Origin of the sequence: Ramlibacter cellulosilyticus, from assembly GCF_014297465.1 — a bacterium.
Taxonomy (GTDB): Bacteria; Pseudomonadota; Gammaproteobacteria; order Burkholderiales; family Burkholderiaceae_C; genus Ramlibacter; species Ramlibacter cellulosilyticus.
In genome coordinates this window covers 592,344-617,557 of record NZ_JACORT010000001.1, presented here as the reverse complement: position 1 = coordinate 617,557, position 25,214 = coordinate 592,344, and the positions used below count along the sequence as shown (strand labels likewise).

General features: G+C 70.2%; 27 protein-coding genes. 13 read left to right on the top strand and 14 right to left on the bottom strand.

Annotated features, from left to right (window positions below):
• Window positions 1-6 precede the first annotated feature (6 nt).
• A complete protein-coding gene (locus H8N03_RS03055) occupies window positions 7-861 on the top strand; it encodes a 3-hydroxybutyryl-CoA dehydrogenase (protein ID WP_187074639.1) in 855 nt (284 codons plus the stop codon).
• Between the two features lie 83 nt (window positions 862-944).
• The gene (locus H8N03_RS03050) at window positions 945-1,301 is read left to right on the top strand and encodes a SpoIIAA family protein (protein ID WP_187074638.1); all 357 of its coding nucleotides are present in this window, start codon (window positions 945-947) and stop codon (window positions 1,299-1,301) included.
• Between the two features lie 142 nt (window positions 1,302-1,443).
• Here H8N03_RS03050 and H8N03_RS03045 read toward each other — a convergent pair whose 3' ends face one another.
• Window positions 1,444-2,550 carry a 3-deoxy-7-phosphoheptulonate synthase gene (locus H8N03_RS03045; protein WP_290428151.1) on the bottom strand — a complete coding sequence of 369 codons (1,107 nt, stop codon included), beginning with the start codon at window positions 2,548-2,550 and terminating at the stop codon, window positions 1,444-1,446.
• A gap of 35 nt (window positions 2,551-2,585) precedes the next feature.
• Here H8N03_RS03045 and H8N03_RS03040 point away from each other — a divergent pair, with 35 nt between their 5' ends.
• Window positions 2,586-3,344 (top strand): alpha/beta fold hydrolase, encoded by a 759-nt coding sequence (locus H8N03_RS03040; protein ID WP_187074637.1) that lies wholly within the window; start codon window positions 2,586-2,588, stop codon window positions 3,342-3,344.
• Window positions 3,345-3,389: 45 nt separating this feature from the next.
• On the opposite strand, the gene glgX is transcribed toward H8N03_RS03040, so the two are convergent.
• Together glgX and H8N03_RS03030 are read right to left on the bottom strand one after the other, a co-directional pair.
• Window positions 3,390-5,513 (bottom strand): glycogen debranching protein GlgX, encoded by a 2,124-nt coding sequence (gene glgX / locus H8N03_RS03035; protein WP_187074636.1) that lies wholly within the window; start codon window positions 5,511-5,513, stop codon window positions 3,390-3,392.
• Window positions 5,510-5,890 (bottom strand): DUF192 domain-containing protein, encoded by a 381-nt coding sequence (locus tag H8N03_RS03030; protein ID WP_255428019.1) that lies wholly within the window; start codon window positions 5,888-5,890, stop codon window positions 5,510-5,512. The genes glgX and H8N03_RS03030 overlap by 4 nt, the downstream gene beginning before the upstream one ends.
• A gap of 91 nt (window positions 5,891-5,981) precedes the next feature.
• Between H8N03_RS03030 and H8N03_RS03025 the strand changes: the two genes are divergently transcribed.
• The 3 genes from H8N03_RS03025 to H8N03_RS03015 all read left to right on the top strand — a co-directional run bounded on the left by H8N03_RS03025 (window position 5,982) and on the right by H8N03_RS03015 (window position 9,060).
• The gene (locus H8N03_RS03025; protein ID WP_354005067.1) at window positions 5,982-7,199 is read left to right on the top strand and encodes an MFS transporter; all 1,218 of its coding nucleotides are present in this window, start codon (window positions 5,982-5,984) and stop codon (window positions 7,197-7,199) included.
• Window positions 7,200-7,282: 83 nt separating this feature from the next.
• Window positions 7,283-8,266, top strand: coding sequence for an NADPH:quinone reductase (locus H8N03_RS03020; protein WP_187074634.1), 984 nt, complete (start codon window positions 7,283-7,285; stop codon window positions 8,264-8,266).
• Window positions 8,267-8,280: 14 nt separating this feature from the next.
• Window positions 8,281-9,060, top strand: a complete 780-nt coding sequence (locus H8N03_RS03015) for an SDR family oxidoreductase (protein ID WP_187074633.1) — start codon at window positions 8,281-8,283, stop codon at window positions 9,058-9,060.
• 3 nt (window positions 9,061-9,063) lie between these two features.
• On the opposite strand, the gene H8N03_RS03010 is transcribed toward H8N03_RS03015, so the two are convergent.
• On the bottom strand, window positions 9,064-9,426 hold the full coding sequence (locus H8N03_RS03010) for a response regulator transcription factor (RefSeq protein ID WP_354005066.1): 363 nt from the start codon (window positions 9,424-9,426) through the stop codon (window positions 9,064-9,066).
• A 126-nt stretch (window positions 9,427-9,552) separates the two neighbouring features.
• On the opposite strand from H8N03_RS03010, the gene H8N03_RS03005 reads away from it, so the two are divergent.
• Window positions 9,553-9,861, top strand: coding sequence for a hypothetical protein (locus tag H8N03_RS03005; RefSeq protein WP_187074631.1), 309 nt, complete (start codon window positions 9,553-9,555; stop codon window positions 9,859-9,861).
• A 77-nt stretch (window positions 9,862-9,938) separates the two neighbouring features.
• Window positions 9,939-10,193, top strand: coding sequence for a DUF6139 family protein (locus H8N03_RS03000; RefSeq protein WP_187074630.1), 255 nt, complete (start codon window positions 9,939-9,941; stop codon window positions 10,191-10,193).
• A 257-nt stretch (window positions 10,194-10,450) separates the two neighbouring features.
• Here H8N03_RS03000 and H8N03_RS02995 read toward each other — a convergent pair whose 3' ends face one another.
• The 3 genes from H8N03_RS02995 to H8N03_RS02985 are packed head-to-tail and all read right to left on the bottom strand — an operon-like array spanning window position 10,451 to window position 16,288.
• Window positions 10,451-11,830: an efflux transporter outer membrane subunit gene (locus H8N03_RS02995; protein WP_255428018.1), complete on the bottom strand. Its 1,380-nt coding sequence runs from the start codon at window positions 11,828-11,830 to the stop codon at window positions 10,451-10,453.
• An 8-nt stretch (window positions 11,831-11,838) separates the two neighbouring features.
• On the bottom strand, window positions 11,839-15,009 hold the full coding sequence (locus tag H8N03_RS02990; protein ID WP_187074628.1) for an efflux RND transporter permease subunit: 3,171 nt from the start codon (window positions 15,007-15,009) through the stop codon (window positions 11,839-11,841).
• 7 nt (window positions 15,010-15,016) lie between these two features.
• Window positions 15,017-16,288, bottom strand: a complete 1,272-nt coding sequence (locus H8N03_RS02985) for an efflux RND transporter periplasmic adaptor subunit (RefSeq protein WP_187074627.1) — start codon at window positions 16,286-16,288, stop codon at window positions 15,017-15,019.
• Between the two features lie 101 nt (window positions 16,289-16,389).
• Between H8N03_RS02985 and H8N03_RS02980 the strand changes: the two genes are divergently transcribed.
• Window positions 16,390-17,007 carry a TetR family transcriptional regulator gene (locus H8N03_RS02980; RefSeq protein ID WP_187074626.1) on the top strand — a complete coding sequence of 206 codons (618 nt, stop codon included), beginning with the start codon at window positions 16,390-16,392 and terminating at the stop codon, window positions 17,005-17,007.
• 22 nt (window positions 17,008-17,029) lie between these two features.
• On the opposite strand, the gene H8N03_RS02975 is transcribed toward H8N03_RS02980, so the two are convergent.
• The 4 genes from H8N03_RS02975 to H8N03_RS02960 all read right to left on the bottom strand — a co-directional run bounded on the left by H8N03_RS02975 (window position 17,030) and on the right by H8N03_RS02960 (window position 18,853).
• Complete coding sequence (locus H8N03_RS02975; protein WP_187074625.1) at window positions 17,030-17,479, bottom strand: hypothetical protein; 450 nt, start codon at window positions 17,477-17,479, stop codon at window positions 17,030-17,032.
• A gap of 107 nt (window positions 17,480-17,586) precedes the next feature.
• Window positions 17,587-18,060, bottom strand: coding sequence for a hypothetical protein (locus H8N03_RS02970; protein WP_187074624.1), 474 nt, complete (start codon window positions 18,058-18,060; stop codon window positions 17,587-17,589).
• Between the two features lie 106 nt (window positions 18,061-18,166).
• Window positions 18,167-18,355, bottom strand: a complete 189-nt coding sequence (locus tag H8N03_RS02965) for a DUF3606 domain-containing protein (RefSeq protein ID WP_187074623.1) — start codon at window positions 18,353-18,355, stop codon at window positions 18,167-18,169.
• Window positions 18,356-18,451: 96 nt separating this feature from the next.
• Window positions 18,452-18,853 (bottom strand): hypothetical protein, encoded by a 402-nt coding sequence (locus H8N03_RS02960; protein ID WP_187074622.1) that lies wholly within the window; start codon window positions 18,851-18,853, stop codon window positions 18,452-18,454.
• A 43-nt stretch (window positions 18,854-18,896) separates the two neighbouring features.
• On the opposite strand from H8N03_RS02960, the gene H8N03_RS02955 reads away from it, so the two are divergent.
• From H8N03_RS02955 to H8N03_RS02945, 3 genes are read left to right on the top strand one after another with little or no spacing between them, the layout of a single operon-like run.
• Complete coding sequence (locus tag H8N03_RS02955) at window positions 18,897-19,397, top strand: cupin domain-containing protein (RefSeq protein WP_187074621.1); 501 nt, start codon at window positions 18,897-18,899, stop codon at window positions 19,395-19,397.
• A 2-nt stretch (window positions 19,398-19,399) separates the two neighbouring features.
• Window positions 19,400-19,888, top strand: coding sequence for a nucleoside deaminase (locus H8N03_RS02950; RefSeq protein WP_187074620.1), 489 nt, complete (start codon window positions 19,400-19,402; stop codon window positions 19,886-19,888).
• Window positions 19,889-19,898: 10 nt separating this feature from the next.
• On the top strand, window positions 19,899-20,849 hold the full coding sequence (locus tag H8N03_RS02945) for an aldo/keto reductase (RefSeq protein ID WP_187074619.1): 951 nt from the start codon (window positions 19,899-19,901) through the stop codon (window positions 20,847-20,849).
• Between the two features lie 109 nt (window positions 20,850-20,958).
• On the opposite strand, the gene H8N03_RS02940 is transcribed toward H8N03_RS02945, so the two are convergent.
• Together H8N03_RS02940 and H8N03_RS02935 are read right to left on the bottom strand one after the other, a co-directional pair.
• Window positions 20,959-21,927, bottom strand: a complete 969-nt coding sequence (locus tag H8N03_RS02940; RefSeq protein WP_255428017.1) for a Bug family tripartite tricarboxylate transporter substrate binding protein — start codon at window positions 21,925-21,927, stop codon at window positions 20,959-20,961.
• A 28-nt stretch (window positions 21,928-21,955) separates the two neighbouring features.
• The gene (locus H8N03_RS02935) at window positions 21,956-23,149 is read right to left on the bottom strand and encodes an MFS transporter (protein WP_222622793.1); all 1,194 of its coding nucleotides are present in this window, start codon (window positions 23,147-23,149) and stop codon (window positions 21,956-21,958) included.
• 100 nt (window positions 23,150-23,249) lie between these two features.
• Here H8N03_RS02935 and H8N03_RS02930 point away from each other — a divergent pair, with 100 nt between their 5' ends.
• Entirely contained in the window at window positions 23,250-23,882 is a 633-nt protein-coding gene (locus H8N03_RS02930) for a YbhB/YbcL family Raf kinase inhibitor-like protein (protein ID WP_187074617.1), read from the top strand.
• Between the two features lie 197 nt (window positions 23,883-24,079).
• Here H8N03_RS02930 and H8N03_RS02925 read toward each other — a convergent pair whose 3' ends face one another.
• The gene (locus tag H8N03_RS02925) at window positions 24,080-25,213 is read right to left on the bottom strand and encodes an ABC transporter permease (protein ID WP_187074616.1); all 1,134 of its coding nucleotides are present in this window, start codon (window positions 25,211-25,213) and stop codon (window positions 24,080-24,082) included.
• Between the last annotated feature and the right edge of the window lies 1 nt (window position 25,214).

The following is a 25,214-nucleotide window of genomic DNA, read 5'->3' as shown; positions in this document are numbered from 1 at the left end:
AGAGTCATGCGAAACATCCGCAAGGTCGGCGTCATCGGCGCCGGCACCATGGGCAACGGCATCGCGCAGGCCTGCGCCGTCGCGGGCCTGCCCGTCGTGATGGTGGACATCAGCGACGAGGCCGTGCAGCGCGGCACCAAGGCCCTCGCCGGCAGCCTGGACCGGCTGGTGAAGAAGGAGAAGCTCAGCGAGGACGCGAAGGCGAAGGCAATCGGGCTCGTGCGCGGCAGCACGCAGTACGCCGACCTGCGCGATTGCGACCTCGTGGTCGAGGCGGCCACCGAGAACATCGAGCTCAAGCTGCGCATCCTGCGGCAGGTCGAGGAGATCGTCGGGCAGGACGCCACGATCGCCACCAACACCTCCTCGATCTCCATCACGCAGCTGGCCGCCGTGCTGAAGCAGCCCGGCCGCTTCATCGGCATGCACTTCTTCAACCCGGTGCCGATGATGGCGCTGGTGGAACTGATCCGCGGCCTGCAGACGGACGACGCGACGCACGCCGCGAGCGCCGCGTTCGCGCAGGCGATCGGCAAGACGCCGGTGACGGTGCGCAACAGCCCGGGCTTCGTGGTCAACCGCATCCTCTGCCCGATGATCAACGAGGCGATCTTCGTGCTGCAGGAAGGCCTGGCGACCGCCGAGGACATCGACACCGGGATGCGCCTGGGCTGCAACCATCCCATCGGACCGCTGGCGCTGGCCGACCTGATCGGGCTGGACACGATGCTGGCCGTGATGAACGTGTTCTACGACGGATTCAAGGACCCGAAGTACCGCCCGGCCCCCCTGCTGCAGGAAATGGTCGACGCTGGCCGCCTGGGGCGCAAGACGGGCCGCGGCTTCTACAGCTACTCCTGACGGAGCACCCGGACCGGGTACGATGGGGGCTGCCAGGGAGGACCCATGAGAAGCAGCCCGCATCCCGCCGGGAGCGCCGCGGCATGACGGCGACCGTGCATTACACCCACGGCCCGAACTTCGCGGTCGTGGAGGTGACCTCGCTCGCGTTCCTCGAGAACGCCGAGCCCGCGCTGCGCTACATCGCCGAGTGCACGGGCCAGCACGGCGACCGCAAGCTCCTGATCAACCTGATGGACGTGGTGGGCACCTTCGGCCCCGAGCAGCAACGGGACATCGGCCTGCTGGCGTACCGCTACCTCTCGCACCTGGAACGGATCGCGTCCCTGGTTCCGCCGGACAAGATCACGCGCGTGAGCGAGGCGGCCGCGCAGTCGCAGGGGCTGCAGCTGCGCGTGTTCACGGAGCTGACGGACGCGATCGAGTGGCTGGCGGGGTGAGCGCCGCACGGTGGGGTTCGCTGGCGCTCACCTTCCGCCGCCGGCGCGGCGCCACCCCACACACCCGGACGGCGCACGCCGTAGGGTGGCGCGGCGAAGCCGCGGACGGTGAGCGAAGCGAACCCCACCGATCGTCCTCGCTTCAACCCCCCCTCCCCTTCCGCACCGCAGCCGCCAGCTCGCGCAGCAACTCCTCGGTCTGCTCCCAGCCGATGCAGCCATCGGTGACCGACACGCCATAGGCAGGCGCCACGCCCGTCTTCAGGTCCTGCTTGCCTTCGCGCAGGTGGCTCTCGATCATCACGCCCAGGATGCGCTTCTCGCCGGCGGCAACCTGGCGGGCCACGTCGCGCGCCACGTCGGGCTGCCGGCGATAGTCCTTGCCCGAATTCGCGTGGGAGCAGTCGACCATCACGCGTTCCAGCACCCCGCCCTTGCGCAGCAGCGCGCAGGCCGCTTCCACGTCGGCCGCCGCGTAATTGGGACCGCGCGAGCCGCCACGCAGGATGATGTGGCAGTCGGCGTTGCCCTCGGTCTCGAACACCGCGGCCACGCCCATCTTGGTCATGCCGATGAAGGCATGCGGCGAGCGGCAGGCGACGAGCGCGTCGGCCGCCATCTGCACGCTGCCGTCGGTGCCGTTCTTGAAGCCGATCGCGCAACTGAGGCCCGAGGCCAGCTGCCGGTGGCTGGGGCTTTCCGTCGTGCGCGCGCCGATGGCGCCCCAGCTGATCAGGTCCGAGATGTACTGCGGGCTGAGCAGGTCCAGGAACTCCGTGCCGGCGGGCAGCCCCAGCTGCGCCACCTCCAGCAGCAGCTGCCGCGCGAGCCGCAGGCCTTCGTTGATGCGGAAGCTGCCGTCGAGGCGCGGGTCGTTGATGAAGCCCTTCCAGCCCACCGTGGTGCGCGGCTTCTCGAAGTACACGCGCATGACGGGCAGCAGGTCCTGCCGCAGTTCGTCGGCGAGCGCGCGCAGGCGCCGCGCGTACTCCAGCGCCTGCGCATGGTCGTGGATGGAACACGGGCCGACCACCACGAGCAGCCGCGGGTCGCTGCCGTGCACGACGCCGGCGACCTCGTCGCGGCTGCGCTCCACGAAGGCCTGCACCGCCTCGTCGGCGGGCAGCTCGTGCTGCAGCAGCGCGGGCGAGATCAGCGGGCGCACGTCGCGGATGCGGACGTCGTCCAGCCGGGTGGACTGCGGCATCTCCTCGGCGCCTTCGGGACGCGGGGCGGTGGTCGGGTTCATGGGATCTCCTGCAGCCTGCACTATATTGGCTGCCCATGGCATTCGCTTCCCTGGACGGCGTCCGCGTCGAATACGAGTGGGTCGGCGCGGAACACGCGCCGGTGATGGTGTTCCTGCACGAGGGCCTCGGCTCCGTCGCGATGTGGCGCGACTTCCCCGCGCGGCTGTGCGCGGCGGCGGGCTTGCGCGGGCTGGTGTACTCGCGCCCGGGCTATGGCCAGTCCACGCCGCGCCCGCACGGCGAGAAATGGCTGCCGGACTTCATGCACCGCCAGGCCCGGGAAGTGCTGCCCGCGCTGCTGCGCGCGCTCGGTGTCGAGCGGCCCTGGCTCTTCGGCCACAGCGACGGCGGCTCGATCGCCCTGCTCCACGCCGCGGCCTTTCCGCAAGCCGTGCAAGGAGCGGTGGTGCTCGCGCCGCACATCCTGGTGGAGGACATCTCGGTCCGCAGCATCGAGCAGGCGCGGGAGACCTACCTGCGCACGGACCTGAAGCAGAAGCTGGGGCGCTACCACGCGGACGTCGATTCGGCCTTCTGGGGCTGGAACGACGTGTGGCTCTCGCCGGCCTTCCGCGCGTGGTCCATCGAGGAGGAGATCGGCGCCATCCGCTGCCCCGTGCTGGCGATCCAGGGGCTGGACGACGAGTACGGCACGCTGGAGCAGATCCGCGGGATCGCGCGGCGCGTGCCGCAGGCGCAACTGCTCGAATTGCCCCAGTGCGGCCATTCGCCGCACAAGGACCAGCCGGAAGCGGTGATCGAGGCGGTGCGCCGCTTCGTCAGCGGCACGTAGGCTGGGTTGCGCGCCAGCGCACCCCAGCGTTTGCCCGCTTGCAGCTCAGTCGCGCGGACAGCGGAACAGCTTGAGCGTCCGCGCCGGAAGCAGCGTCCGCTCGCCGGCCTGGTGCGTCTCGGAGGCCTCGTCGTCGCTCGTGTCCACCAGCAGCTCCCACTGCCGGCACTCCGGGAAGGCGGGCAGCGTGAACTCCAGGTCCTCGTGCGAGGCCGAGAGCATCAGCAGCAGGTGGTCGTCGTGCAGCGGGCGGCCCTGCCGGTCCGTCTCCTTCAGCCCGTTGCCGGCGAGGAACATCGCAAGCGACTGCGTGTGCGGGTTCTGCCAGTCCTCGTCGGTCATGGCTTCGCCGTCATGGCGGAACCACATCACGTCCTGGATGTCGCTGCCGCGGATCGGGCGGCCCGAGAAGAACTTCTGCCGATGCAGCGCCGGGTGCCCCTTGCGGATGCGGATCAGCCGCCGCGTGAACTCCAGCAGCTTGCCGTCCACCTGCGCCCAGTCGAACCAGCTGATCTCGTTGTCCTGGCAGTACGCGTTGTTGTTGCCCTGCTGGCTGCGGCCGAACTCGTCGCCGCCCAGCAGCATGGGCGTGCCCTGCGACAGCAGGAGCGTCGCGAGGAAGTTGCGCATCTGCCGGTCGCGCAGCCGGTTCACCTCGGGGTCGTCGGTCGGCCCCTCGGCGCCGCAGTTCCAGGAACGGTTGTCGTTGTGGCCGTCCTGGTTGTTTTCCTTGTTCGCCTCGTTGTGCTTGTCGTTGTAGCTCACCGTGTCGCGCAGCGTGAAGCCGTCGTGTGCGGTGATGAAGTTGATCGACGCCGAAGGCTTGCGGCCGTCGCCCTGGTACAGGTCGCTGGAGCCGGTGAGGCGGTAGCCGAGGTCGCTGGCGAGGCCGCCCTCGCCCTTCCAGAAGGCGCGGATCGAATCGCGGTACACGCCGTTCCACTCGGCCCAGCGCACCGGGAAGTTGCCGACCTGGTAGCCGCCCTCGCCCACGTCCCACGGCTCGGCGATCAGCTTCACGTGCGAGAGCACCGGGTCCTGGTGGATGATGGTGAAGAAGCCCGAGAGCTGGTCGACCTCGTGCAGGCCGCGCGCGAGCGTGCTCGCCAGGTCGAAGCGGAAGCCGTCGACGTGCATCGCCAGCACCCAGTAGCGCAGCGAATCCATGATCAGCTGCAGCGTCTGCGGATGCCGCACGTTGAGCGTGTTGCCGGTGCCGGTGTAGTCGAAGTAGAAGCGCGGGTTGTCGCCCACCAGCCGGTAGTACGTGGGGTTGTCGATGCCCTTGAAGCTGAGCGTCGGCCCCATGTGGTTGCCTTCGGAGGTGTGGTTGTAGACCACGTCCAGGATCACCTCCAGCCCCGCGGCGTGGAGGGCCTTCACCATTTCCTTGAACTCGCGCACGGCACCGACGGGGTCGCCGCGCTTGAACGCCGCGCTGTAGCGCAGCTCCGGCGCGAAGAAATTGAGCGTCGAGTAGCCCCAGTAGTTGGTGAGGCCCTTGTCCAGCAGGAAAGGGTCGTCCAGGTGCACGTGCACCGGCATCAGTTCGACGGCGGTGATCCCCAGCTTCTTCAGGTAGGTGACCATGGCCGGATGCGCGAGCCCCGCGTAGGTGCCGCGCAGTTCCTCGGGCACGTCGGGATGCAGCTGCGTGAGCCCCTTCACGTGCGCCTCGTAGATCACGGTCTCGTGCAAGGGCGTGTTGGGCCAGCGGTCGTCGCCCCAGTCGAAGGCGTTGTCCACCACCACGCCGAGCGGCACGCCGCGCTGGTCCTGCTCCAGCATCGCGTAGTCCTCGCGCTCGGTGCCCAGCTCGTACGCGAAGACGCCGCGCTCGAAGTTCTCCAGCCCGTCGAGCGCCCGTGCGTAAGGGTCGAGCAGGACGACGTTGGGATTGAAGCGCAGCCCGCGGTCGGGATCGTAGGGACCGTGCACGCGGTAGCCGTAGCGCTGCCCCGCCTGCACGCCGGGCAGGTAGCCGTGCCAGGTGAACGCGGTCTGCTCGCGCAGCGGCACGCGGGTCTCGTTGCCTTCCGCGTCGAACAGGCAGACTTCGACGCGCGTGGCGTTCTCCGAATAGATGGCGAAGTTGACGCCTTCGCCATCCCAGGTCGCGCCCAGGGGATACGGTTCGCCCGGATGGACGACGATGGGTTCACTCATGGGGCGGACGCGAGGAAGAGCGGGCCTTCGATGCGCGTGCCCGGCGCGATGCCGCGCTCGTCGAACCAGCCCTGGTTGACTTCCAGCACGAAGCGCACGGGATGCCCGGACGACTCGCCCTCCAGGTCGTGCGGCTCGAGGTCGGCGATCTTCAGGATGGTGCCGTCCTCCTCGAGGAACGCGATCGACAGCGGCAGCGGCGTGTTCTTCATCCAGAAGCTCTGGACGGCGCATTCATCGCACATGAAGAGCATGCCTTCGTCCTGCGGCAGGTCGCGCCGGTGCATCAGGCCGAGCGCCCGCTCCTCGTCGCTGCGGGCGACGTACACCTCGATGGGATGCCCACCGATGGTGAGCTGCACGCGTGGAAGGTTCATGGCCGGTATGGTGGCGCTTCGCCGGCGCCGCGGCCGTAGGACGGCACCAACGCCTGCTGAGTGACGCCCGGTGGCCGTTGTAGGATGCTCCGTGACCTCTCCCGCAGTAACCTCCCCCGCGCCCGATCCCGAAGCCGCCACCCGCGCCGCCATCCTGCTGCTGGCGATCGCCGGCTTCTTCAGCGGCGCCGCCCTGCGCATCTGCGACGGGCTGATCCCGCGCCTGGCCAGCGACTACGCCGTGACGCCCGGCGTCGCCGGCCGCGTCATCCTCACCTTCGCCGTCGCCTACGGTGTCTCGCAGCTGCTCTTCGGGCCGCTCGGCGACCGCTACGGCAAGGCCCGCGTCATGTGCGGCGCCCTCTTCGGCTGCGCCTTGGCCTCGCTCGCCTGCATCCTCGCGCCGGACTTCGAGACCCTGGTGCGCCTGCGCATCTTCTGGGGCGTGGCCGCCGCCGGCATCATCCCGCTGGCGATCGCCTGGATCGGCGACCACGTGCACTACGAGCAGCGCCAGGCGACCCTGGCGCGCATGCTGATGGGGACGCTGTCGGGCATGACCGCCGGCCAGCTGGGCGGCGGACTCTTCGCCGATTCGCCCCTGGGCTGGCGCGGCGCCTTCGGCACGCTCTGCGTCGGCTACATCGTGGTGGGCCTGCTGCTGCTCGCGCGCCTGCGCACGATTCCTTCTGCGCCGCCGGTGCGCGGCGGCGGCCGCTTCGGCTTCGCGAAGCAGCTCGGCTCCGTGCTCGCCATCCCGTGGGCGCGCGTGGTCATCCTGGCGGTGTTCGCCGAAGGCGTGATCCTCATGGGGCCGCTCGCCTTCCTGCCTTCCTACCTGCACCAGCGCTTCGGCCTCGCGTTGTCCACGGCCTCGGGCCTCATCGCGCTGTATGCCTTCGGCGGCCTGCTCTACGCCCTGGTCGCGCACCACGTGGTGCGGCGCCTCGGCGAGCGCCGCATGGTGCTGTCGGGCGGCATCGTGATGGGCCTGGGCTTCCTCGCGCTCTACGCCACGCCCGTCGCCTGGCTGGCCGCGCCGATCGCGCTCGCCGTGGGCTTCGGCACCTACCTGCTGCACAACACCCTGCAGACGAATGCCACGCAGATGGCGCCGGCCACCCGCGGCACGGCGATGGCCACCTTCGCCTTCTGTTTCTTCAACGGGCAGGCGATCGGGGTCAGCCTGGCCGGTTACGCTTACGACCACGGCGGGCCGCTGCCGCTGCTGGTGGGACCGGCGGTGGCGCTGCCCATCCTCGGCTGGGCCTTCGCGCGCGGGCTGGAGCGGCGCGCGCGGGAGGGCTGAGGAACACCGGATTCCTCTGCGACCTCTGCGCAACCTCTGCGACCTCTGCGTTCTCCTCCTCGCACAACCCGGAATTCCAAACCATGCAAGCCGCCTTCTACACCCATCAAGGCCCGGCCCCCGAAGTGCTCACCGTCGGCGATCAACCCACGCCCCAACCCGGGCCGGGTGAAGTGCGCGTGCGCCTCGCCACCTCGGGCGTGAACCCGTCCGACTGGAAGGTGCGCAAGGGCGGCATGGGCCGGGCGCTCGGCTTCCCGCTGGTCATCCCGCACAGCGATGGGGCCGGCACGATCGACGCGGTCGGCGAAGGCGTGCCGCGCGAGCGCATCGGCGAGCGCGTCTGGACCTGGAACGCGCAGTGGAACCGGCCCTTCGGCACCGCGGCGCAGTTCATCGCGCTGCCGTCGGAGCTCGCCGTGCGGATGCCCACCCGCCTCTCCGATGCGGAAGGCGCCTGCATCGGGATCCCCGTGCGCACCGCCTGGCAGGCAGTTCACCGGGCGCAGCTGGCGCCGGGTCGCACCGTGCTCGTGTCCGGTGGCGCGGGGTCCGTCGGCCACTACGCGGTCCAGATGGCGAAGCGCCAGGGCGCGACCGTGCTCACCACCGTCAGTACCGACGACAAGGCCGCGCACGCACGCGCGGCCGGCGCCGACCACGTCATCCGCTACCGCGACGAGGACGTCGGCGCCCGCGTGCAGGCGCTCACCGGCGGCCGCGGCGTCGATGCGGTGGTCGAGATGGATTTCACGACCAACGTGCGGCACTACCCGGCCTGCGTGCGCTCCGGCGCCACCGTGGTCGTCTACGGCCTGGGCGCGCAGGAGGCGACGCTGCCCACCTACTGGTTCATGCGCAACCGGATCCGGCTGGAGCACCTGTTCGTCTACGACATGGATGCGGACGAACGCGCCCTGTGCCACCGCGAAGTCGGCGCGCTGCTGGAGGCCGGCGCCCTGCACCACACCATTGCGCTGCGCCTGCCGCTGGCCGACATCGCGCGGGCGCACGACATCGTCGAACAGGGCCGCGTGCTGGGGCACGTCGTGCTCGACATCCCCTGAAGGAGAAACAAAGGATGGACCTGCAACTGCAAGGCCGGCACGTGCTGGTCACCGGCGGCAGCCGCGGCATCGGGCTCGCGTGCGCCCGCGAGTTCCTGCGCGAAGGCTGCCGCGTCAGCCTCGTCGGCCGCGATCCCGGCCACATGGACCGCGCGCGTGCCGACCTCGGCGGCGAGGTGCGGGGCTTCTGCGCCGACCTGCGCGACGCCGCCGCGGCGCTGCGCGTGGTGGACGAAGCCGAGGCGCAGCAGGGTCCCATCGACATCCTCGTGAATTCCGCCGGCGCCGCGAAGCGCACGCCGTACGCGGAACTGGAGCCGCAGGCCTGGCACGATGCCATGCAGTCCAAGTTCTTCACCTATGTGCACGTGATGGACCCCGTCGTGCGCCGCATGGGCCGGCGCGGCCGCGGCGCGATCGTCAACGTGGTGGGCATGGGCGGCAAGGTGGCCACGGCCACCCACCTGCCCGGCGGCGCCGCCAACGCGGCCTTGATGCTGGCGAGCGCCGGCCTGGCGGCCGCCTGGGGCCCGCACGGCGTGCGCGTGAACGCGGTGAACCCCACCCTCACGCTCACCGACCGGCTGGCCGAAGGACTGCAGGCCGATGCGCGCCTGCGCGGCACCACGGCGGAAGAAGTCCTGCGCCAGTCGGAAAAGAAGCTGCCGCTCGGGCGCCTCGCGAAGCCCGAGGAAGTGGCCGCGGCGGTCGTGTTCCTCGCCTCGGACCGCGCTTCCTACATCTCGGGGGCAGTGCTTTCCATGGACGGCGCGAGCACGCCGATGGTGGTCTAGGAGCTAGTGGGCCAGCGTGGGACGCTGGCCGATCAGCTGGTCCAGCGTCGCCAGCAGGGCTTCCGGGTCGACCGGCGAGACCATATAGGCGTTGCCGCCGGTCTCCATGCCGTGCTTCTGGTCGGCCTCGGTCACGTACATCGCCGAGAGGTAGACGATGGGCAGCTGCGCCGTCGTCGGCTTGCTGCGCAACAGCCGGCACACCTCGAAGCCCAGCAGGTCCGGCAGGTGCACGTCGAGCACGACGGCGGACACGAACTCACCCAGCTCCAGCGCCTCGGCGCCGGCCGCCGCCTCCACGATGTTGAAGCCGCCGGCCCGCAGGCTGCGGGCCGTGGCATAGCGTGTGGCAGCGTTGTCGTCCACGACGAGCACACTGTGTTGCGAACGTTCGATCATCGACGGGCGGCCATGCTTGAGGAACCCGCAGTGTAGTCTGCACCAGCCTCTGCCGCACGCCCCGGCGCCTCGGACCTGGCTTATGCTGGCCGGATGCACCTCGTGCAATTGCTGCTCCCCGTGTTCCGCAACGACGGCAGCCGCCAGCCGCAGGCACTGTTCGCGGCCGTGCGCCAGGAGCTGGTCGACCGCTTCGGCGGGCTCACGGCGTACAACCGCGCCCCGGCGGAGGGGCTGTGGAGCGACAACGGCGGGAGCGTGGCCCGCGACGACATCGTGGTCTACGAAGTCATGGTCGAGGACCCCGACCGCGCCTGGTGGGCGGCATACCGCACCGAATTGGGGCGCCGCTTCGGCCAGGAGGAGCTCGTCGTCCGGGCGCAGCGCGTGGAACTGCTCTAGGCGCCTCCCCGTACGGCCGAGCGGATGTGGGCGCCGTCCTACGCCGCGCCGGCCGGATGTGGCCCAAGAATCCCGTCATGAACGTCGACATCTACCGCCGCAGCGAGCCTGGCAACAAGCTCTCCTACCTCATCGTGCCGACGGGACAGCCGATCCCCGAGGAAGCCACCAACGTCGACTGGCAGGCACGCAAGCAAGCCGTGCACGTCGACGACGCGGTGGAGCACCTGCACCCGTACGAAATCGACAACCCGCGGGCGCAGATCGAGGAAAAGGGCTACGCCATCACCAGCGTCTACCACCAGGTGGCGAGCCAGGGCGACGCGCCCTGACACCGGGAGCCCTGCGGGGCTCCTGGTACTTTCGTGCTGCGAGCGCATCCTACGGCTGTCCGCAGCACGGCGACTTCGATCGCCGTAGTCCACCGACGGGCTGCGGCCGCGCGGGCAGCGACCATACGGGCATCGAAAGACATGCCTGACGGAAAAGAAATGCTCCTCGCCGCCTCCCTGCTCTCCTCCATCGCCCAGACCCGCATCGGCCGCATGCTGCGCCTCGCCAGCACGCTGCAGCGCCGCGTCGACGTGCGTTATTGAGCGACGGGTTCCGTCCAGCCCCCGCCCAGCGACCGGTACAAGGCCACCTGGTTCTGCAGGCTTGCCAGCCGTGACTGCACGAGCGCCGTCTGCGCCGTGAACAGCGCGCGCTGCGCGTCCAGCAGGTCCAGGTAGCTGGCCACGCCGCTTTCGTAGCGCAGGCGCGCGAGGCGGAAGCGCGCGGCCTCCGCGTCGGCCACCGCGCCGAGCGCGCGCAGCTGTTCCCCATACGTCGCACGCCCGGCCAGGGCGTCGGCCACGTCGCGGAACGCCTGCTGGATGCTGCGCTCGTACTGCGCCACCGCGATGTCGCGCGACACTTCGGCGGAGGCCAGGTTCGCGCGGTTGCGGCCGGCGTCGAAGATGGGCTGCAGCAGGCTCGGGGCAACGGTGTAGCCCCAGGCGCCACTCTGGAACAGGCCCGAGAGCTCGGAGCTCGCCGTGCCGATGCCCGCCGTGAGCGAGATGCGCGGGAAGAACGCCGCGCGCGCCGCGCCGATGTTGGCGTTGGCGGCCAGCAGCTGCCGTTCCGCCTGGCGCACGTCGGGACGGCGCACCAGCACCTCCGACGGCACGCCCGCTGGCACGTCCGGCAGCTTCACGTCGCGCGTGGTGAGGCCCACGAGGAAATCGGGCGGAACCGGCTGGCCGATCAGCAAGGCGAGCGCGTTGAGGTCGTTGGCGCGCTGGCGCTGCGTCTGCGCGAGCGCCGCGCGCGAGCTCTCCGCCAGCGACTGCGCGAGGCGGAAGTCGATCTCGCTCGTGACGCCGTTCTCGAAGCGCAGGCGGGTGAGGCGCAGCGTTTCCTCGCGGGTGCCCAGCGTCTCGCGCGTCAGCGCCAGCAGTTCCTCGTCGGCGACGAGGGCGAGCCAGGCGTTCGCGACGCTGGCCACGATGGTGACCTGCGCCGCCTTGCGGCCTTCCTCCGTGGCCAGGTATTGCGACAGGGCGGACTCGCTCAGCGCCGCGACGCGGCCGAAGAAGTCGATCTCCCAGCTGCTCAGGCCCAGGCTCACCGAGTAGCTGTTCACCTGGTCGCCGGTGATCGCGCTCGGCGAGCGCGACGCACTGGCGCTGACGCCCACCGTCGGCAGCCGGTCCGCGTTGCGGATGTCGTACTGCGCGCGCGCCTGGGCGACGTTGAGCACCGCCACGCGCAGGTCGCGGTTGCCCGCGAGGGCCGTGTCAATGAGGGAGCGCAGCCGCGCGTCCGGAAAGAAGTCCTGCCAGGGCAGTTGCGCGGCCGGCGTCCCGTCCTGCGCCGAGGGATAGGGGAAGCTTCCCGCGACGGGCGCCGCGGGGCGCTCGTACGCCGGGATCATGGAGCAGCCGGCGAGCAGCAGCGCGGCGGCGAGCGTGGAGAGGGTCCTCATGTGCGATCTCATACCTGGTCTCCCGCCGTGGCACCCGCGGGCATCTCGCGCTCCAGTTCGTGCGTGTACAGCTTGCGCTGGCGCTCGCTGCCCTTGAAGTAGCCGCGCACCACCACGAAGAAGACCGGGACGAAGAACACGGCCAGGGTCGTGCCGGTGAGCATGCCGCCCAGCACGCCGGTGCCGATGGCGCGCTGGCTGGCGGAGCCGGCGCCGGACGCGATGGCCAGCGGCAGCACGCCGAGGCCGAAGGCCATGGACGTCATGACGATCGGCCGGAAGCGCAGGTGCGCCGCCGCCAGCGCCGACTCGATGACGCTCTTGCCCTGCGCCTGCAGGTCCTTGGCGAACTCGATGATCAGGATGGCGTTCTTCGCCGACAGGCCGATGATCGTGATCAGGCCCACCTGGAAGTACACGTCGTTGGCGTAGCCGCGGAACAAGGTGGCGAGCAGAACGCCCAGCACCCCCAGCGGCACCACCAGGATCACCGCGAGCGGGATCGACCAGCTCTCGTACAGCGCCGCGAGGCACAGGAACACCGCCAGGATGGCGAAGCCGTACAGCACGAGCGCCTGCGCGCCCGCGAGCTTTTCCTCGCGCGACTGGCCGGTCCATTCGTACGCGAAGCCGGCGGGCAGCTGCGCCGCCAGGCGTTCCATCTCCGCCATCGCCGCGCCCGTGCTGTAGCCCGGTGCGGGCGAGCCGGAGATGCGCATCGCCGGATAGCCGTTGTAGCGCACGTTCTGCATGGAGCCGGTCACCCAGCGCGTCTTCGCGAACGTCCCCAGCGGCACCACGTTGCCTTGCGTGCTCGGCACGTTCAGGCGCAGCAGGTCCTCCGGCTGCATGCGGGCAGGCGCATCGGCCTGCACCACCACGCGCTGCAGGCGGCCGCGGTTGGGGAAGTCGTTGATGTACGACGAGCCCAGCGCCGTCGACAGCGTGGCGTTGATCGCATCGAAGGTGACGCCCAGCGCCTGCGCCTTCTCGCGGTCGATGTCCACCTGCAGCTGCGGCGCGTCTTCCAGGCCGTCGGGGCGCACCTGCGCCAGCACCTTGCTCTGCGCGGCCAGGCCGAGCAGCTGGTTGCGCGCGGCGACCAGCGCGTCGTGGCCGTTGCCGCCGCGGTCCTGCAGGCGGAAGGTGAAGCCGGACGCCACGCCCAGTTCCGGGATCGGCGGCGGGCTGAGCGGGAAGATGAAGGCGTCGCGGATGCCGGACAGCGCGCCGAACGCGCGGCCCGCCAGCGCCTGCGCCGAGTGCTCCTCGCCCTTGCGCTGGTCCCAGTCCTTCAGCGTCACGAAGGCGAGGCCCGCGTTCTGGCCCTGGCCGGAGAACGAGAAGCCCAGCACGCCCACCATGCTCTGCACCTCGGGCTGCTTCAGGATGAAGCTCTCCACCTGCTCCATGACGGCCGTCGTGCGCTGCAGGGTCGCGCCCGGGGGCAGCTGCACGTTCACGATGATGTTGCCCTGGTCTTCCTGCGGCAGGAAGGACGTGGGCAGGCGCGTGTAGATGAGCGCGGCCACGGCGGCGATCACGCCGTAGATGATCATCATCCGGCCGCCGCGCTTCAGCAGGCGCGCCACCCAGCCCTCGTAGCCCTTGGCGGTGCGCGTGAAGAAGCGGTTGAAGGCGCCGAAGAAGCCGCGCTTCTCCTCGTGGTGGCCGGCCTCCACCGGCTTGAGCAGCGTCGCGCACAGCGCCGGCGTGAGCGACAGGGCCATCAGTGCCGAGAACGCGATCGAGGCCACCATCACGGCGGAGAACTGCCGGTAGATGTTGCCGGTCGAGCCCGCGAAGAAGGCGAGCGGCACGAACACCGAGATCAGCACCACGGTCACGCCGATGATGGCGCCCTGGATCTGGCCCATGGCCTTGCGCGTGGCTTCGCGTGGCGGCAGCCCCTCGTGGCTCATGATCCGCTCGACGTTCTCCACCACCACGATGGCGTCGTCCACCACGATGCCGATCACCAGCACCATGCCGAACATGGTGAGCACGTTGATCGAGAAGCCCAGGGCGAGCAGCGCGCCGAAGGTACCCAGCAGGGCCACGGGCACGACGAGCGTCGGGATGATGGTGTAGCGCCAGTTCTGCAGGAACAGGAACATCACCAGGAACACGAGCACCACCGCCTCGACCAGCGTCTCCACCACCTGCGTGATCGAGATCCTGATGAAGCGCGAGCTGTCGTACGGGATGTCCCACTTCATGCCGCGCGGGAAGTACGGGGCGAGTTCGCCCATGCGCTTGCGGATGGCGTCGGCGGTGGCGAGCGCGTTGCCCGAGGAGGCGAGCTGCACGCCGATGCCGGTGGAGGGCTTGCCGTTCAGGCGCGCGGCGGTCGCGAAGGACTGGGCGTTCAGCTCGACCCGCGCCACGTCCTTCAGGCGCACCGTGGCGCCGCCGGGCGAGGAGCGCAGCACGATGTTGCCGAACTGCTCGACGCTGGTCAGCTGGCCGGGCACCACGATGGTGGCCGCCATGGTCTGGCCGGGGATGTTCGGAAGGTCACCGATCGTGCCGGCGGACACCTGCGCGTTCTGCGCGCGGATGGCGGCGTTGACTTCCGCCACCGACATGTTGAAGCCGACCAGCTTGTCCGGGTCGATCCAGACGCGCATCGCCGCTTCGGTGCCGAACAGCTGCGCCTGGCCGACGCCGGGGATGCGCTGGATCTCCGGCAGGATGTTGCGCGCCGCGTAGTCGCCGAGGTCCACGGGCGTGAAGTTCGGGTCGTCCGAGGACAGGATCGTGAACAGCAGGAAGTTGGAGCGCGACTGCTCGACGCGCACGCCTTGCTGCGTCACCGCCGAAGGCAGGCGCGGCGTCGCGCGCGCCAGCCGGTTCTGCACGTCCACCTGCGCCAGCGCCGGATTGGTGCCCGGCTCGAAGCTGATGGTGATCTGGCCCACGCCGTTGGCCTGCGTGACCGACTCCATGTACATGATGCCGGGCGAGCCGTTCATTTCCTGCTCGATCACGCTGATCACGCTCTGTTCCAGCGTGCTCGCGGAGGCGCCCGGGTAGGTGGCGGTCAGCACGATGGCGGGCGGCGCCACCGGCGGGTACTGCGCGATCGGCAGCCGGGTGACGGCGACGCCGCCGATCACGATGATGAACAGCGCGATCACCCACGCGAAGATGGGGCGGTCGATGAAGAACTTGGCCATGGACGGGTCAGCCCTTCTTCGCCTGCGACGCAGCGGAGGCCGGGGCGGACGCCGCGGATGCGGCCGGGGCGGCCGCCGAAGCCGGGGCGGACGCGGGCACGGCAGCCGTGCCGGCCGGCCCGGAGCTGGCGCCCCAGGGCACCGGCTTCACGGGCGCGCCGGGGCGCAGCTTCTGGAAGCCGTCGACCATCACCTGCTCGCCGGCCGCCAGGCCACCGAGCACCACCCACTTGCTGTCCTGCGCGCCGCCGATCCTGATGGTGCGCTGGCTCACGTTGCCGTTGGCGTCCACCACCATCACGGTGTCGCCCTGCGGCGAGCGCGTCACGGCCTGCTGCGGCAGCAGCAGCGCGTTGCCGGCCTTGGCCTGCTCGATCTGCACGCGCACGTACATGCCGGGCAGCAGCATGCCGGCGGGGTTCGGCACCTCGGCGCGCAACGTCACCTGGCCCGTGTTCTGGTCCACCGTGAGGTCCGCGAACAGCAGGCGGCCGGGCTGGGGATGCAGGCTGCCGTCCTCGAGCTGCACGCGCACCTGCGCGCCTTCGCTGCCGGCGCGCTTGAGGCGGCCTTCCTGCAGCGCGCGGCGCAGCTCCGTGACCTCGGTCGCGGACTGCGTGAAGTTGATGTAGAGCGGGTTGATCTGCTGGATGACCGCGAGCTGCGTCGCCTCGGCCTGGCTCACGAGCGCGCCTTCGGTGACGAGCGCGCGGCCGATGCGGCCGGAGATCGGCGCATTGACGGTGGTGTAGCCCATGTTGATCTCCGCGGCGCGCAGCGCGGCACGCGCGGCGGCCACGTCGGCCTCGGCCTGCTTCTCGGCTGCGACCGCGTCCGCGTACTCCTGCTTGCTGATCGCGTTGGCCTCGACCAGCGGACGGTAGCGCTGTTCCAGCGCGTTCGCCTTGGCGAAGGCGGCCTGCGCCTTGGCCACGTTGGCCTGCGCGCTGGCCACCTGCGCGGCGTACGGGCCGGGGTCGATGCGGAACAGGAGCTGGCCCGCGCGCACGTCGCTGCCTTCGCGGAACTCGCGCTTGAGCACGATGCCGGTGGCCTGCGCGCGCACCTGCGCGACGCGGGAGGCTTCCAGGCGGCCGGGCAGCTCGCGGACGATGCCGATGTCGCCGGTGGCGACGCGCACCACGCCGACTTCCGGTGGCGGCATGCCGCCGCCGGCGCCCTGCTGGGGCGCGCCGTCACCCTTGCCGCAGGCGGCAAGGACGAGGACGAGGAGGGACAGGAGGGACCATGCGGGAATGTGCGGCAAGCGTGCAGCCATCGGTGTTGTTCGTGTGTGGAGCGGAAAGCGGCCCCGGGACGGCAGGCCAGCGCAAGAGCGCGAGTATATACATGCAGACTTGCATGTATATTAGCCGGGTCATGGTCCGCCGCACGAAGGAAGAAGCCCTCGCCACCCGCCACGCCCTGCTCGACGCGGCGGAACACGTGTTCCTCGCGCAGGGGGTCGCCGGCACCTCGCTCAACGACATCGCGCAGGCGGCCGGCACCACGCGCGGTGCGATCTACTGGCACTTCAAGGACAAGGCGGACCTGTTCAACGCGATGATGGACCGCGTCGCAATGCCCCTGCAGGGTGCGTTGTCTCTCGTGGATGCGCAGCCGGAAGACGATCCGCTGCCCGGGCTGAAGAAGGCCCTGCGCGCCGCGCTGCGCCAGACCGTCAACGATCCGCAGACGCGCCGCGTGTTCGAAGTGGCGACGCACAAGGTGGAGTACGTCGACAGCCTGTGCGCGGTGCGGGCGCGGCACCTGCAGATCCGCAACCTGTGGACCGACCGCTTCCGCCACGTGCTGCTGCGCAGCGCGCAGGCCCGCGGCGTGAAGCTGGCCGTGCCCGCCACCGTGGCGGCGCACGGCCTGCACGCCCTGCTGGACGGCTTCATCCAGAACTGGCTGCTCGATCCTGGTGCGTTCGAGCTCGAGCCGATCGCGCTGAAGGCGGTGGACGCCTACCTGCGCGGGATCGGGCTGGGGTAGCTCCCCTGCCCGTGGCGAGGCGTCAGGACTTCTTCTTCGCGTCCATCTTTGCGTCCGCGGCCTTCGCGTCCGCCTTCGCTTCGGCCTTCACCTTGTCGTGCACCGCCTTGGCTTCCTTCTTGCAAGCCGACTGCGCAGCGCCCTTCTGGTCCTCGCACTTTTCCTTGGCGACGTCGTAGTCGGCGTCGGCCTTCGCCAGCTTCACCTTCTCGTCGGCCTTGGCGCCCGGCTTGTTCTGCGCGTCGAGTTCGGCCTTGGCGACCTTCTCCTTGCCCTTCGCCTCGGCCTTGCACACGTCCCTGGCGTTGTCCTTCATCGCGTCGCAGGCCTTCTTGTCCGCCTTGGCCTGCTCCTCGATCCTGTCCTTCGCGGACTTGTACGCGTCCTTGCTCATGGCGGTGTTGTCGGCCGCGAACGCGGAACCGGCGAATCCCAGGCACAGGGCGACGGCCAGGCTGGTGATCTGTTTCATGGGGTGGTCCTTTCTGGAGTGGAGGTTTTGGAACGGTCCACCCCAGAAACGCGGGTGCCCCCTGCCCCAGCAGTAGGAAGCGCGAAGGTTCCGCTGTCAGAACACGACTACATGGCGCGTTTGCCGGTACTGCTCGCGAAGGCCCCGCCGGTTTCCTGCACCTTCTCCACCTTCGCCTGGCGGATGGCCGCCTCGCGCGCGGCCTTGGCTTCCTTGACGCAGCGGTCCTTCGCCTTGTCCTTCAGCAGGTCGCACTTGGCCTTCGCGGCCTGGTAGTTCGCATCGGCCGTCACGTTCTTGGCCTTCTGGGACGCCTCGGGGCTGGGCTTGAACTTCGCCTCGAGCTCGGCCTCGAGCGCTTCGGCGCGGGCCTTCGCCTCCGTTTCGCAGACGTCCTCCCGCTTGCCTTTCATCGCATCGCAGAGCTTGCGGTTCGCCTTGTACTCCGCCTCGATCTGGCGCTTCCCGGCTTCGTACTGCGCCTGCGTCATGGGCGCAGGCTTGGGCAACTTCACGGCGTGTGCCGTCCCGCCCACGGCCAGGCAGGCCAGCAGGGCGAGCGTTTCGAACTTCCTCTTCATGTCACCAAGGGTACGGCCTGCGCGTGGCGCAGCCGTGCAGGCGCAGAGCCGTTCCCCTTGTCAGCGCGGCACGGGCAGACCAAAGACTGCGCGGCCGGCCGGCCGCTCACTTCTTGAGCTCGCGCTCCACCTTCGTGCGGCTGTTGCCGGCCGACTTGACGGCGCGCTTCACGTCGGCGGCGGAAGCGCCCGTCTTCTTCGCCTCGTACTGCACTTCGTGCTTCTGCCCGCCGGCGACCTTGCTGCGGTCCTGGCTGCGGCCACGGGAGGAAGCCTGCTTCTTTGCGGTTGCCATGTTCTGTACTCCTGGACTTGTGGAGCTTGCAGGATGGCCGCGCCACCACGGCGGTCGTGACGGACAGGCGCGACAGTGCATGTCAGCAGCCGCAGGTCACGGCAGGGGCGCGTCCACGACCAGCGCGGCATGCAGCTCGCGCACCCGCTCCTCCACGTAGTAGCCGCCGTACTCCGTGTAGCGCAGGAACGGCCGCCCGCAAGCCGCGCACTGCCAGGCGTCGCAACGGTTGTACGGGAAGAAGGCCGGCGCGACCGGCGCCTCGGGCGACCAGGAACGCGTGCCTTGCGGGTGCCATTCCTCGAGCGTGGGATCGTCCACGCGCGGGTCGCGCAAGGTGCCGGCCTTGCGCAGCCGCGAAGCATCGAAGCCGCCGGGCAGCGCCTCCCAGCCGGGCGCGCGGATCGCCGCGCAGGCGGGGCAGCCCGGCCCGTCGTGCGCCTGCGCGAGCGCGCGCAGCGCGGGGGCATCCAGCAGGGGCAGGTTCTCGTCGCTCATGCCTGCATTGTGCTTGCCGGCGCAATCCGTGTACGCTGCCCCCATGAGCGAGCACCACCACGACCATCCGCACGAGCACGGCGAAGCGCGCTGGAAGCACGACGGCGTGCGCGTCATCCCGGGCAACCAGCTGGACGCGAACACCGCGCAGACGCCGGGCATGGACCGCAAGGCGGCCATCAACTTCGCGCGCGTCGGCGCGCAGAAGCTCTGGGCAGGGACCGTCAGCATCCATCCGGACGCGAAGACGGGCGCGCACCACCACGGCCACCTCGAGAGCGTGATCTACGTGGTGAAGGGCCGCGCGCGCATGCGCTGGGGCGAGCACCTGGAGTTCACGGCCGAAGCGGGTCCGGGCGACTTCATCTACGTCCCGCCCTACGTGCCGCACCAGGAGATCAACGCCAGCCCGACCGAGGTGCTGGAGTGCGTGCTGTGCCGCAGCGACGGCCAGGCCGTCGCGGTCAACCTGGACATCGAGCCGGTCGAGAAGCCGGAGCAGGTGCTCTGGATCGATCCGACGCATCCGCACGGAGGCGTCTGAGGATGCGCGGCTCCCCCTCGCAGGAGCAGGTCCTGCGGCACCTGCGCCGCTGCAACGAAGTGGCGCAGCGCGCCGTCACGCTCGGCCACCATCCTTTCGGCGCCATCCTCGTCGCGCCGGACCACGAGACGGTGCTGCTGGAGCAGTGCAACATCGACACGGTGAACCATGCCGAGTCCACGCTGGCCCGCGTCGCGGCCACGAACTACCCGGCCGATTACCTCTGGGACTGCACGCTCTACACCTCGGTGGAGCCCTGCTGCATGTGCGCGGGCACCGCCTACTGGGCCAACATCGGCCGCGTGGTCTTCGGGCTCACCGAAGCGATGCTGCTGCAGGCTACCGGCAGCCATGCCGAGAACCCCACGATGAGCGTGCCCGCACGCTACGTCTTCGACCACTGCCAGAAGCCGGTGGAACTGCTCGGGCCCGTGCCGGAAATCGCCGGCGAAGTGCTCGCGGTGCAGCGCGCCTTCTGGTCGCAACGCTGAGGAAACCACGATGGAATACCGCAAGCTGGGCCGCTCGGCCCTGCAAGTCTCGCCGCTGTGCTTCGGCGGCAACGTGTTCGGCTGGACGGCCGACGAGAAGACTTCGTTCTCCCTGCTCGATGCGTGGGTGGACGCGGGCTTCAACTTCATCGACACCGCCGACGTGTATTCGCGCTGGGCGCCGGGCCACGCGGGCGGCGAGTCGGAGACGGTGATCGGCCGCTGGCTGGCGCAGGGCGGCCGCCGCGACAAGGTCGTCATCGCGACCAAGGTCGGCATGGACATGGGCGAAGGCCGCATCGGCCTGAAACCGCAGCGCATCCGCGAAGCGGTGGAAGCCTCGCTGCGCCGCCTGCGGGTGGACCGCATCGACCTGTACCAGGCCCACAAGGACGACGAGTCCACGCCGCTGGAGGCGACGCTGGAAGCCTTCGCGCGCCTCATCGAGGAAGGCAAGGTGGGCGCGATCGGTGCCTCCAACTACACGGCGCCGCGCCTCGCCGAGGCGCTGCAGGTGAGCGCGCGGCAGGGCCTGCCCCGCTACGAGTCGCTGCAACCCTTGTACAACCTGTACGACCGCGCCGATTTCGAACGCGAGCTGCAGGCCTTGTGCCAGCGCGAACAGGTCGGCGTCATGAACTACTACGCGCTCGCCGCGGGCTTCCTCACGGGCAAGTACCGCAGCGAAGCGGACGTGGCCAAGAGCCCGCGCGGCGGCATGGTGGTCAAGAAGTACCTGGACGACCGGGGGCGGAAGATCCTGGCCGCGCTGGACCAGGCGGCGAAGGAGACGGGCTGCACGCCGGGGCAGGTGGCGATCGCCTGGCTGCTGGCGCAGCCGGCGGTCACCTCGCCGATCGCGAGTGCGACCTCGCTGGCGCAGTTGCAGGAGCTGGTGCAGGCGGCGCAGTTGCGGCTGCCGGCGGAGACCTTGAGGAAGCTGGACGCGGCGAGCGCTTAGCCGTCATTGCCGCGAAGGCGGGAACCCAGGGCTCCCCGAACGAAAGAAGCGGCCCGCGGGCCGCTTCCTCGAAAGCCCTGGGTCCCCGCCTGCGCGGGGATGACGGACTTTACTGCGGCTCGATCTTCGCGTCCTTGATCGCCTTCGCCCACTTCGCCGTTTCCGCCTTCGTGCGCTGCGCCAGGGCGTCGGGCGTGCCCGGTTCCACGACGAAGCCGATGGGCGCGAACTTGTCCTGCACTTCCTTGTTGTTCGCCGCGGCGTTGATGGCCTGGTTCAGTTTCGCGACCACGTCCGGCGGCGTGCCTGCCGGCGCGAACATCGCGAAGTACGCGATCAGCTCGTAGTCCTTCAGCCCCAGCGCCTCGTTGACCGTCGGCAGTTCGGGGATCGCGGGCGAGCGCTTCGTCGACGTGACCGCGAGGCCGCGCACCTTGCCGCCCTTCACCTGCGGCAGCATCACCGCGAAGTCGGCGGTGAAGAGGTTCACCTGCCCGCCGATCAGGTCCGTCATGGCGGCGGGACCGCTCTTGTACGGCACGTTCGTCATCTGCACGCCGGCCATGCTGGCGAGCATCTCGGTGGAGACCAGCTGCGAGGTGCTGGCGCTCGCGAAGGTCACGTTGCCCGGCTTCGCCTTGGCCAGCGCGACCAGCTCGCGCAGGTTCTTCGCGGGGACGTCGTTGTTCACGGCGACGATCAGCGGCACCGAGCCCATGTAGCCCAGGGGCGCGAAGGCGGTGTCCTGGTTGTAGGGCAGCTGCTTCATCAGGCTCTTCAGCGCCGCATTGGTGCTGTTGGTGCCGATCAGGATGGTGTAGCCGTCGGGCGCGGCCTTGGCCACTTCGGCCGCCCCGAGCATGCCGTTCACGCCCGGCTTGTTGTCCACCACGATGGGTTGCCCCAGCGTCTTCGCCATCTCGGCGGCGAAGGCGCGGCCGATCTGGTCGGTGGCGCTGCCGGGGGCGAACGGCACGATGGCCTTGATCGGCTTGCTCGGCCAGGTGTCGGCGAAGGCCGGGGTGCCGAGCAGCGAGGCGGCGGCAAGGACGGCCAGGGAGAGGAAGGTACGGCGCAAGAGGGTCTCCTTTGTGTGTGGCGGGATTCTAGGGCGCGGCGCGGAACAGCGGCCGCATCGCCAGCACGCCCAGCAGCGGGCCGACCGCCAGCCACGGGAGCACGGCGGCCAGCGGCCACGCCTGCGCGGCGCGCACGAACACCTCGATGCTCGCCACCGAAATCGCGAAGCCGATGCAGTTGGTGAAGGTGAGGACGCTGCCCACCACCTCGGGCGGCGCGTTGCGGGCCGTGAGCGCGGAGAACTGCGGCGAGTCGCCCGCGACGCTGAGGCCCCACAGCAGCAGCCAGGCGACGAAGAGCGGCTGGGGCGCGGAGAGCATCGCCGGCGCGAGCACGCAGCAGGCGCCGCTGGTGGCGAGCTGCCACCGGGCCACGCGGGCGCTGCCGAAGCGGCGCACGAAGAGGCCGCCGCCGGCGCAGCCGAGCGCGCCCGCGGCGATCGTCCAGAAGGCGAGCGCGCTGACGGTCGTGCCCGCGTGGCGCGTCGCGATGACGACGGGCACCAGCACGTACAGCGAATACAGCTCCCACATGTGGCCGAAGTAGCCGAACACCGAGGCGCGCAGGCGCGGCTCGCGCCACAACGCGGAGAGCGCGCGCAAGCGGACCGGCGCGCCGGCGCCCATGCGGTGCTCGGGCACGAGGCTGGCGGTGGCGATGCCGCCCAGCGCGGCGAGCACCGACACCGACAGCACCACCCATTGCCAGGGCTGCAGGCCACCCGTCGCGAACGCCATGCCGCCCTCGCCCGCCAACGCCCGCAACCCGTGCGGCAGGGCCGTGCCGAGCACCAGCGCGCCGATCAGCACGCCGAGCGCGGCGCCGAGTCCTTCGCGGTACCAGCTGGCCGCGATCTTCATGCCCACCGGATAGATGCCGGCCAGCAGGAAGCCGACCGCGAAGCGCAAGGCCAGCAACAGCGCGTACTGCCCGTCCAGCGCCGCGATCGCCGCGTTGCACGCCGCGGCCGCCAGCGCGCAGAAGAGGAACACGCGCGTGGGCGGAAAGCGGTCGGCCAGCGTCAGGAGCGCGAACACGAGGGTGCCGGCGACGAACCCGAGCTGCACCGCCGTGGTCAGGCTCGCGAGCGCCGCGGGCGGCAGCGCCCAGCCGCGCTGCAGGTCGGGCAGCACCGCATTCACGGCGAACCACAGGGACGTGCCCGCGAACTGCGACAGCACGATGACGGGCAGGATGCGGCGCGGGACGGCAGGGGCCATGCTGGAGCGCATTGTGGCCGAGCAGCCCGGGCGGGAGGCGCCCTTGTCCGACAACCGTTGCGCGAACCCGGCGTTACACAAGAAAGCCAGGAGTGACGCCATGCTCGAGAAACTGCCCCCCGCGGTCGGCCACGTGCTGCGCGACCGGCGCGCGGGCCTGGAGAAGATCGCCTTCAACCGCAGCGGCCTGCGCACGGGCCAGGGGCTGCTGCAGCTCGGCAGCCTCGCCTTCGCCGACCACGCGCCCCTCCCGGCGCGCTACACGGCCGACGGCGAAGGCGTGTCGCCGCCCTTGCACTGGCAAGGCGTGCCGCAGGGCACGGACAGCCTGGTGCTGATCGTGGAAGACGCGGATGCGCCCACGGGCGAGCCGCTGGTGCACGCGATCGTCGTCGGCCTGCCCGCCGAGGACGGCAGCCTGCACGAAGGCGCGCTGGACAGCCCCGGCCACGAGGGCGACGACGTGCACGAGGGCCGCAATTCCTACTTCCGCACCGGCTGGCTGCCGCCCGACCCGCCGCCGGGGCACGGGCAGCACCGCTACGTGTTCCAGCTCTTCGCGCTGGGGCCCGGCGAGCCCTTCGGCAAGACGCCGGGGCGGGATGAGGTGGTGGAAGCGATCCAGCAGCGGGCGCTCGCGAGCGGAATGATCACCGCGACGTACGAGCGGCCGGACGGGACGATCAAGGTGGGTGCGCCGGAGGTGGTGGCGGCCACGGCACCGCCTGCGTGAAGCTTGCTGGGGTCGCCTGCGGCGAACCCAGCCTACGAACGCCCGCGTCGACGACACCGCTCACCCGCGTCGACAACATCCCCGTCGACAACAACCCCCGCCCGCGTCGACAACAACCCACACCCGCGCCGACAACAACCCCACCCGCGCCGACCGGTAGGCTGGGTTCGCCGCAGGCGACCCCAGCAACCGCCCCCTCAATCCAGCGTCTGCCGATACCGCGCCAACGCCACCGCCGTCGCCACCGCCATGAACGCCAGCATGGGCCACAGCTCGCCCACGAGCTGCCCCGCGTCGTTGCCCTTCAGCAGGATGCCCCGCACGATGCGCAGGAAGTGCGTGAGCGGCAGCAGCTCGCCGAGCCATTGCGCCCATTGCGGCATGCCGCGGAAGGGGAACATGAAGCCGGAGAGCAGCATGCTGGGGAGGAAGAAGAAGAACGTCATCTGCATCGCCTGCAGCTGGTTGCGCGCGAGCGTCGAGAAGGTGAAGCCCACGCCCAGGTTCGCGACGATGAAGACGCCGATCATGGCGAGCAGCAGCGCCATGCTTCCCTCCATGGGCACCTCGAACAGCAGCCGCGCCGCCGCGAGAATCACCGCGAGCTGCACGTAACCGATCACGACGTAGGGCAGGATCTTGCCGGCCATCACCTCCGCGGGCAGCACGGGCGTGGCGAGCAGGTTCTCCATCGTGCCCCGCTCGCGTTCGCGCGTCATCGCCAGCGAGGTGAGCATGACCATCGTCATCGTGAGGATGGTGCCCACCAGCCCCGGCACGATGTTGTAGCGCGAGAGCCCTTCGGGGTTGTAGCGCTTGTGCACCACCATCCCGAACGGCAGGCCCTGCGCCTGCAGGCTGCGCAGCGGCCCGGTGAGTTCACGCTGCAGCGCCTGGCGCGCGGCGGCATCGAGCGCGGCGAGCGCGGGACCCGATGACGACGGGTCGGTCGCATCCACCGCCAGCAGCAGCGATGGCTTCTCGCCGCGCACCACCTGCTGGCCGAAGCGCGGCGGGATGACCAGCAGGAACTGCACCTCGCCGCGTTCCAGCAGCGCCTCGCCCTCGGCGTCGCTGGTGCCCTGGTGCACGATGCGGAAGTAGCCCGTGTTCTGCACGGTGGCCACGATGCTGCGTGCGATGGGCCCGTTGTCCGCGCTGACCATCGCCGTCGGCAGGCCGCGCGGATCGGTGTTGATGGCATAGCCGAAGAGCACCAGCTGCAGGATGGGGACGCCGATCGCCATGGCGAAGGTGAGCCGGTCCCGCATCATCTGCTGGAACTCCTTGAGGAAGACCGCGTAGGTGCGGGCCCAGGACAGGCGCATCATG

Coding starts and splice junctions, on each gene's coding strand:
- H8N03_RS02995 (WP_255428018.1), bottom strand. CDS start 11,830: ATGAGGACCCTCTCCACGCTCGCCGCCGCGCTGCTGCTCGCCGGCTGC.
- H8N03_RS02970 (WP_187074624.1), bottom strand. CDS start 18,060: ATGAAGAGGAAGTTCGAAACGCTCGCCCTGCTGGCCTGCCTGGCCGTG.
- H8N03_RS02960 (WP_187074622.1), bottom strand. CDS start 18,853: ATGAGCGACGAGAACCTGCCCCTGCTGGATGCCCCCGCGCTGCGCGCG.
- H8N03_RS02925 (WP_187074616.1), bottom strand. CDS start 25,213: ATGATGCGCCTGTCCTGGGCCCGCACCTACGCGGTCTTCCTCAAGGAG.
- H8N03_RS03020 (WP_187074634.1), top strand. CDS start 7,283: ATGCAAGCCGCCTTCTACACCCATCAAGGCCCGGCCCCCGAAGTGCTC.
- H8N03_RS02955 (WP_187074621.1), top strand. CDS start 18,897: ATGAGCGAGCACCACCACGACCATCCGCACGAGCACGGCGAAGCGCGC.
- H8N03_RS03055 (WP_187074639.1), top strand. CDS start 7: ATGCGAAACATCCGCAAGGTCGGCGTCATCGGCGCCGGCACCATGGGC.
- H8N03_RS02990 (WP_187074628.1), bottom strand. CDS start 15,009: ATGGCCAAGTTCTTCATCGACCGCCCCATCTTCGCGTGGGTGATCGCG.
- H8N03_RS03040 (WP_187074637.1), top strand. CDS start 2,586: ATGGCATTCGCTTCCCTGGACGGCGTCCGCGTCGAATACGAGTGGGTC.
- H8N03_RS03050 (WP_187074638.1), top strand. CDS start 945: ATGACGGCGACCGTGCATTACACCCACGGCCCGAACTTCGCGGTCGTG.
- H8N03_RS03045 (WP_290428151.1), bottom strand. CDS start 2,550: ATGAACCCGACCACCGCCCCGCGTCCCGAAGGCGCCGAGGAGATGCCG.
- H8N03_RS02930 (WP_187074617.1), top strand. CDS start 23,250: ATGCTCGAGAAACTGCCCCCCGCGGTCGGCCACGTGCTGCGCGACCGG.
- H8N03_RS03015 (WP_187074633.1), top strand. CDS start 8,281: ATGGACCTGCAACTGCAAGGCCGGCACGTGCTGGTCACCGGCGGCAGC.
- H8N03_RS02965 (WP_187074623.1), bottom strand. CDS start 18,355: ATGGCAACCGCAAAGAAGCAGGCTTCCTCCCGTGGCCGCAGCCAGGAC.
- H8N03_RS02935 (WP_222622793.1), bottom strand. CDS start 23,149: ATGGCCCCTGCCGTCCCGCGCCGCATCCTGCCCGTCATCGTGCTGTCG.
- H8N03_RS02985 (WP_187074627.1), bottom strand. CDS start 16,288: ATGGCTGCACGCTTGCCGCACATTCCCGCATGGTCCCTCCTGTCCCTC.
- glgX (WP_187074636.1), bottom strand. CDS start 5,513: ATGAGTGAACCCATCGTCGTCCATCCGGGCGAACCGTATCCCCTGGGC.
- H8N03_RS02980 (WP_187074626.1), top strand. CDS start 16,390: ATGGTCCGCCGCACGAAGGAAGAAGCCCTCGCCACCCGCCACGCCCTG.
- H8N03_RS03005 (WP_187074631.1), top strand. CDS start 9,553: ATGCACCTCGTGCAATTGCTGCTCCCCGTGTTCCGCAACGACGGCAGC.
- H8N03_RS02975 (WP_187074625.1), bottom strand. CDS start 17,479: ATGAAACAGATCACCAGCCTGGCCGTCGCCCTGTGCCTGGGATTCGCC.
- H8N03_RS03030 (WP_255428019.1), bottom strand. CDS start 5,890: ATGAACCTTCCACGCGTGCAGCTCACCATCGGTGGGCATCCCATCGAG.
- H8N03_RS03000 (WP_187074630.1), top strand. CDS start 9,939: ATGAACGTCGACATCTACCGCCGCAGCGAGCCTGGCAACAAGCTCTCC.
- H8N03_RS02950 (WP_187074620.1), top strand. CDS start 19,400: ATGCGCGGCTCCCCCTCGCAGGAGCAGGTCCTGCGGCACCTGCGCCGC.
- H8N03_RS02945 (WP_187074619.1), top strand. CDS start 19,899: ATGGAATACCGCAAGCTGGGCCGCTCGGCCCTGCAAGTCTCGCCGCTG.